The organism is Amycolatopsis sp. (assembly GCF_025464955.1).
Taxonomy (GTDB): domain Bacteria; phylum Actinomycetota; class Actinomycetes; order Mycobacteriales; family Pseudonocardiaceae; genus Amycolatopsis.
The window spans coordinates 35111-41815 of sequence record NZ_JAODNM010000120.1; the positions used below are offsets into that span (position 1 = coordinate 35111).

The following is a 6705-nucleotide window of genomic DNA, read 5'->3' on the forward strand; positions in this document are numbered from 1 at the left end:
CTGAGGGAACGCCGCAACAGCCACCGCCGACCTGCAGGAAAGGGGGTAGCGTGGCTGGGAAACGGAGGAAGGTGAGAACGATGTTGGGTGTGCTCGTCGGATTGATCGGGGTCGTGCTCGTCATCGCCGCCGTGCTCGACGTCAACGCCCGCCGGAAGGGCTACAGGCTGCAGGGTCGCGGCGCTTGGAAGCTCATGAAGGAGAACCAGCAGAACCTCCGCGCCAGCCGTCTGGACCCGCACATCAGCCGGGACGGCGACTGGACGGGCAAGTCGCGCTGACATTATTCAGCGGATGGTAATGATTGCCTTTCGGCAATTATTACCATCCGCCTACGGGCGGCTTCCGGTAGTTATTTTTCCCGCGTTCGTTCGCTAGTTTCTGCGGAGACGACAACGAAACAATCCGGGAAAGAGCGACCATGTCCGAGACTGCCGAACTGTCCCCTTCGACGACCACTTCCCTGGTCTCGCCCCGAATGCTGAACGGTGCCCTGGTGGCCCTGCGGATCGGGTTCGGGGTGAACTGGCTCAGCAACGCGATCGCCAAGATAATCGGGAAGACGAACTTCGGCGGCGGCTGGTTTTCGTTCAACCTGGTCGACCGGGGTGTCGCGCACGGAATTCTGCAGCAGTCGGTCAGCAGCACCGGGATAGCGCCCCTGCGCGGTTTCTACTCGAACGTCGTGCTGACGAACTGGGGGTTCTTCCAGTGGTTCCTCACGTTCACCGAACTGGCGATCGGGCTGGGCCTGCTGTTCGGCATCGCGTCGAGGCTCGCCGCGGTCGGCGGCGTGCTGCTGCTGGCGCCGATCTGGCTGATGCTGCTCGGGACGAACCAGTACCTGTGGACGTACCCCCTGGACGTCCTGCCGCTCGTGCTGCTCGCGATCGTCCCGACCGGCCGGGTCGCCGGGTTCGACCGCGTTCTTTCCGCGCGTTTCACCTCCCACTGGCCGTTCTGAGCCGGGACCTCGCACGCGGCGCGGTATCTTCGGTTCATCGCCCCTGACCGGCGGCGGTGGAGCGGACAACCTGGAGGGAATCCCCCGTGGCTACGTGGAACGACCTGGTGCGTTACGTCAGGGTCCGATACGAGGTGGTCCGGGAGGATCAGGACGAGATCAGGATCCTCTACCGGTTCGGCGCGGACGAGTACGACGAGGACCAGCTCTCCCAGGGCCGCACCCAGATGATGATCCTGGCCCGCGAGGTGCTCGACAAGAAAGAGGACTGGGTCCAGCTCGCCACGCCGTTCGCCAGGGTCGCCGACGTCGACCTCAAGGTGACGCTGGAGGAGATGGGCCTGACCACGGTGGTCGGCGGCGCAGTGATCATGGGCGAATGGCTGGTGCTGCGGCACTCCCTGCCGCTGCGCAACCTGCAGTACAACGAGCTGGACGACCCGCTGCAGCTGGTCGCCGCCGCCGCGGACAGCCTCGAACAGCAGTTCATCGGAGGCGACAACTTCTAGCGGACCGACAGCTGACGGACAGCCTCCTCAGCGGTTCCCGAAGTTGACGGCGAGGGTGTCGGGGGCGTCGTTGATGATCACGCCGGCCGCGCCGCGGACTTCGGCCCAGGTGGAGAGTTCACCGGCGACGACGTCGAGCTTGCGGTGTTCCGTCGGCATGGCGTAGCGCTCGACGGTGCGGCGGATGGGGTCGAGCAGTGCTTCCCCGGCGCACGCGAGGTCGCCGCCGACGATCACGAGCCGCGGGTCCAGCAGGGTCACCATGGTCGCGATCGCCCGCCCGACAGCCTCCCCCGCTTCCTGCAGCGCGACACGGACACCGACGCGGGCGTCGCGGAAGAGTTCGGGGAGATCGGCGGGTTCGATCGGCTGCCGCCAACTGCGGGACAGCAGGTCCGCCAACGCGGCCGGGCTGGCGACGGTCTCGAGGCAGCCGCGGTTGCCGCAGCGGCACACCAGCCCGCCCGGCGCGACGGGGAGGTGCCCGACCTCGCCGGCCAAGCCGCCGGAACCGGTGATGAGCCGCCCGCCGGAGATCACGCCGGCACCGATGCCCGCGGACAGCCGGACGTAGATGAGGTCGTCGACGCCCCGCCCGGCGCCGTAGAGCCGCTCGCCGAGCGCGCCCGCATTGGCGTCGTTCGTCAGGCTCGTCGTCAGTCCCGTCAACCTCGTGAGCTCGCTGGCCGGCCGGACGCCGAGCCAGCCGGGCATGATGCTCGCCGCGTCGAGCCCGTCGCCGCCGCTGTCCACCGGACACGCGATGTCGACACCGAGCCCGAGCACCTGACGCGCGCTGACGCCGGTTTCCGCCAATGCCTCAGCGACGAAGTCCGCGACCGTCCGCAAGGTCCGGACAGGTTCGAGGTCGGTGTCGTGGGCGACCCGCCGGTCCCACACCGGCTGGCCCGCGAGGTCACACAGGATGACGTGGACGTGCGTGTGTCCGATGTCCGCACCTGCCGCGTACGCGGCTTGCGGCACCACGGACACCGTCACCGCAGGCCGTCCGTTCGGGCGGCTGCCTGACTCGGGGGACGGTGTGTCGTCCTCGCGCACCACGCCTTCGTCGATCAGGTCGGCGACCAGCGAAGCGACCGTGGCTCGCGAAAGGCCGGTCAACGTCACCAGTTGCGGACGGCTCGCCGGCCCCTTGCCATGCAGCGCGCGCAGGATCCTGGCACGGCCCTCTCCGCGCAGGTTCAGCGGAACGGTCATCGCGGGCACCTCCCTCTCGACTGGCCAGTCTCCCCGACGGGCCGTGTACCGGCCCTCGGCACCCATTCGGCCATCAGGTTGCAAAGCTGGTCCGCTGTCGCAAGTTTATCCAGCTTTGAGCAATATATGTGGCCAAATCTCCCTATCGATCAGTGCTTTACGCAGAATGTCGAGGACAGAATCAGCCCTACATCGGACGGCCCCCCAAGTTTGTCTGTCTTTCAACGTATCTGAGGGGCGCACCGGCACGAGTCGGATCGATGGGGATCCAGCTCGGGGCGAAACCTCCTCCGGCGGCGTAGCCGGGGGCTTCCAACGGAGGCGCGATGTCAGGCCCGAAATCGAGAAGGCCCCGCCGGCTGGCCGTGCTGCTGGCCACCGTGCCGATGCACTGGGACTCGCGGGGGTGGCGGCCGTGAGCCCCGCCGCCGCCTCGGCCGCCACGCCAAGCCGATCTACCTCGGCACGCACTACGGCCCGGCCGGCGGCACCGGCACTATCACCTACACCGACGGGACGACCCAGCAGTACACCGCCACGACGGCCGACTGGTACGGCAACACCCCGCCGCCCGGCGGGGACCTGGTCGCCACCACGACCTACATCCACCACCCGCTCGACCCGAGTCGCAAGGCGTTCGGCATCTACTCCAGCGCGATCACGCTTCAGGCCGGGAAGACGCTGCAGTACGTGACGCTGCCCAGCGACGGCAGTGCCCGATCGGACAGCGCGGCGATGCACATCGTGCCTGAACACTCACGAGTTAGTGCCACAGGCCGATGACCACCGCGATGACGAGGAGTTTGACCAGCCAGTCGCCGACATGGATGGCGGCGAGCTTCATCGGCACGTTTTCCCAGAGCACCGAGCCGGAGAGGATCACCGTGGGGAAGGCGATCCAGAGCGACCCCGCGAGCAGCAATGCGCCCGGGAGCGCCGTGATCCCCAGCTTCGCGGCGAATCCGGCGAACACGGCCACGACGACCAGGCTCCGCAGGATCTCGACGAGCATCTTCCACGGGACAGGCCGTGTCATCTCGGCGGTGTCCGCGCCGAGAAGTTTCGCGCGCAGGCCGCCGAACACGACGTACCACACCGAACTCACCACGAACGCCACCACGGTGGCCACCACAACGGCCCAGTAGTTCACGTCGATCATCAGCATCTCCCACGTCCACAGGCGCGAATCGCACCCTTCACCAAGGACGTAGAAGTAAGCCGGCCCATCTCGACATACCGGTGTCAGACGCTGCTGGCGGCCGCGTTCGTCGCGTAGTAGGCGTCCGCGGTGTCGCCGTCGAGCCCGACGAAGTGCTCGAGCCGGGCGGCGGCGCTGAACAGCAGCACGACCAGCACGTCCGCGGCGGTCTGCTCGGTCAGGTCACCCAGGACCTCCTCGGCCGCCTTCTGATCTTCCGCCGCGAGCGCGGTCAGCAGGTCACAGGCCCGGTCACGCGCTTTGGGGCAGTCCGGATCGCCCGGAGTCGGCCGGAAACCGACGTCGATGCGGGTGCCGGGCTTGAGTGCGCCGCGCGGGACACCGCTGAGCAGGATGTCCGTCAGCGTCGTGACCGCGTCGACCATGGTCCGCCGGTCTTCGCCCAGGATGGAAGCGGCGCGGACGGCGAACACCGGGTCGCGCCGGTTGAGCGCGGCTATCCCGGCATGCGCCAGCTGGACCGCGTCGACCCTGCTGGCTTCGGGTGGCGCGGGCGCCGCGGCACGCACCTGGACTTCGGTGACTGGGGAACTGTGGGAGCCGTTGGTGCGCCGTTTGTCGGTCACCGCGAACGAGCGCTCCAGGTCATCGCCGGACATCTGCCTCCGCTCGAAGCACTGATGGCAATTCACCGTCAGTGTAGAACAGTTACCCGAGAGTACAAGAACGGTGTTTAACGACGTCGGTGACCGGTCAGAAGCGGCGGGCGAACGGCTGTGGCTTGCGCATGCGGATCAGTAAGGCCAGCGGCACGAGCACGTACGGCAGGTTGAACAGGAGGAACTTGACCGGGTTGCCGGTGCGCATCGCTGGGTCGCCGAAGAACTCGACACCGAACACGACGATGCCGGTGAGCACGACGATCATCGTCGCGTAGATCACCGACGGCAGCTGGATCCAGTTGCGCCCGGTGACCAGCGCGAACACCAGCACGACATAGAACGGCAGATAGACGAACGCGGACAGCCCGGTGACGATCCGCATCCAGTCCGGCGGGTGCATGAACAGCACGTCGGTGTCGTGGGCGTACCAGTAGTTCGACTGGACGAAGAAGTTGTCGGACGGGTGCGAGAAGTCCACGCCGACGGTCGGCAACAGATCGCTGATGATCGAGGTGACAGCGAACACCGTGAACATGATGGCGAAGAAGATGTCGACCTTGCGGCGGCGCAGTTCCAGGTTCGCGACCGGAGTAGCCATGGTGAGTGATCTTATTAGCAGGACCGGGCATCAGCGCTAGACCCATTAGTAGAGTGCGGTCATGAACGCGTTGCACGTCAGTTTGTGGGTCTTCGCCGGTGTCTGCCTGGTCGTGTGGCTGCTGTCGCTGGTGACGAGGGAGTACTCCTGGGTCGACCGGATCTGGTCGCTCGTGCCGGTGGCGTACCTGGGGATCTTCGCCGGCGGGGCCGGGTTCGCTGACGCTCGGCTCGACACGATTTTCGTCCTGGGCGCGCTGTGGGGCCTGCGGTTGACGTTCAACTTCGCCCGCAAAGGCGGATACGCGCGAGGCGGCGAGGATTACCGCTGGGCAGTACTGCGGGCCAAAATGGCACCCTGGCAGTTCCAGGTGTTCAACCTGTTCTTCATCACGATCTACCAGAACGCGATCCTGCTGCTGATCACCTTGCCCGCGTACACGGCGCTACAGCACCGATCGGCGTATGGCCCGCTCGACGTCGTCATCACCGTGGTCTTCCTCGCGTTCCTGGTCGGTGAGACAGTCGCGGACCAGCAGCAGTGGAACTTCCACGGCTGGAAGCGCGGCGAAGTCGACGCCGGCCGCGAGCCCGAACGACGCTTCCTCCAGAGCGGCCTGTTCCGCTTCTCGCGACACCCCAATTTCTTCTTCGAGCAGGCACAGTGGTGGATGGTGTTCGTCTTCGGCGCGATCGCGGCAGGCTCGCTATGGCAGTGGACCGTGCTCGGCGCCTTCCTCCTGACGCTGCTGTTCGTCGGCTCGACCAAGTTCACCGAAAGCATCACCATCGGCCGGTACCCGGAGTACGCCGACTACCAGCGCCGCACCTCGCCCGTAGTCCCCTGGTGGCCACGCTCTGGCGGCATCGCCCAAGCCCAGGCCGAATGAGCGCCTAGCCGCATTTAGCCGCCGGACTAGTACGGCGGTCGTCACCAACACCGCTTCCCTTGATTCGACGGCGGAAGCGACACGCAGGTTCCAACCTCGACGGGAAAGCCTGGCTGTGATCGGCGTGATCGCCACTGTTGGGGCCCTCGCCAGCGTCGTTCCACAGTAGACACTGAATGGATCTTAAGACCGAGTCCTACGCAAGTCGACGGCGAGTTGCTGTTGGGTGGAGTGCGGTTAGCGCCGCGGGTTCGAGCGCTTTTGTTTACCGAGGCGAGGACCGGGGCGGCGAGGGATGCTCGGTACGAACCCGAGGGCCACATCCGTGAAGCGTTAGTAGCACCGGCGCTGATGTGACCACTTGAGGCTGCTGGGGCTCGTCGCGTCCACTGCCATTCGTATCGGGGGGTCCCTGGTACGAATTCGTACCAGGGGTCCCCCGATTCAGTACCGCTGCGGGCTTTCGCAAGTCGACGGCGAGTTGCGAAAGCCGGGAATGCAGTCAGGGCTCGTCAGTGTCGCGGCCGGATGATCCGGTCGCGGCACTCACGAGCCCTGGTACGGGATATTCTGTTACACGTGCATGGTGTTGCGCCTGGGTCTTCGAAGCGGATCGAGATAAGCGGGCGGGATGAAGTCCGGTCTCCCGTCACCACCCATCCGCACTTCCCAACCACCACAATGCACAAGACGGTGATGCCGCTGA

General features: G+C 66.2%; 8 protein-coding genes. 4 read left to right on the plus strand and 4 right to left on the minus strand.

Annotated features, from left to right (window positions below):
- The first annotated feature begins 80 nt into the window (after window positions 1-80).
- The 3 genes from JWQ81_RS29710 (at window position 81) to JWQ81_RS29720 (ending at window position 1473) form a co-directional block, all read left to right on the plus strand.
- Window positions 81-281, plus strand: coding sequence for a hypothetical protein (locus JWQ81_RS29710; protein WP_297546779.1), 201 nt, complete (start codon window positions 81-83; stop codon window positions 279-281).
- A 140-nt stretch (window positions 282-421) separates the two neighbouring features.
- Complete coding sequence (locus JWQ81_RS29715) at window positions 422-964, plus strand: DoxX family membrane protein (RefSeq protein WP_297546780.1); 543 nt, start codon at window positions 422-424, stop codon at window positions 962-964.
- A gap of 86 nt (window positions 965-1050) precedes the next feature.
- Complete coding sequence (locus JWQ81_RS29720) at window positions 1051-1473, plus strand: hypothetical protein (RefSeq protein WP_297546781.1); 423 nt, start codon at window positions 1051-1053, stop codon at window positions 1471-1473.
- Between the two features lie 27 nt (window positions 1474-1500).
- On the opposite strand, the gene JWQ81_RS29725 is transcribed toward JWQ81_RS29720, so the two are convergent.
- The 4 genes from JWQ81_RS29725 to JWQ81_RS29740 all read right to left on the minus strand — a co-directional run bounded on the left by JWQ81_RS29725 (window position 1501) and on the right by JWQ81_RS29740 (window position 5110).
- A complete protein-coding gene (locus tag JWQ81_RS29725) occupies window positions 1501-2691 on the minus strand; it encodes an ROK family transcriptional regulator (RefSeq protein WP_297546782.1) in 1191 nt (396 codons plus the stop codon).
- A 763-nt stretch (window positions 2692-3454) separates the two neighbouring features.
- Window positions 3455-3850: a DUF1761 domain-containing protein gene (locus JWQ81_RS29730; RefSeq protein WP_297546783.1), complete on the minus strand. Its 396-nt coding sequence runs from the start codon at window positions 3848-3850 to the stop codon at window positions 3455-3457.
- A gap of 83 nt (window positions 3851-3933) precedes the next feature.
- Window positions 3934-4509, minus strand: coding sequence for a hypothetical protein (locus tag JWQ81_RS29735; protein ID WP_297546784.1), 576 nt, complete (start codon window positions 4507-4509; stop codon window positions 3934-3936).
- A gap of 94 nt (window positions 4510-4603) precedes the next feature.
- The gene (locus tag JWQ81_RS29740) at window positions 4604-5110 is read right to left on the minus strand and encodes an emopamil-binding family protein (protein WP_297546785.1); all 507 of its coding nucleotides are present in this window, start codon (window positions 5108-5110) and stop codon (window positions 4604-4606) included.
- A 61-nt stretch (window positions 5111-5171) separates the two neighbouring features.
- Here JWQ81_RS29740 and JWQ81_RS29745 point away from each other — a divergent pair, with 61 nt between their 5' ends.
- Window positions 5172-5999, plus strand: coding sequence for a DUF1295 domain-containing protein (locus JWQ81_RS29745; RefSeq protein WP_297546786.1), 828 nt, complete (start codon window positions 5172-5174; stop codon window positions 5997-5999).
- Window positions 6000-6705 lie beyond the last annotated feature (706 nt).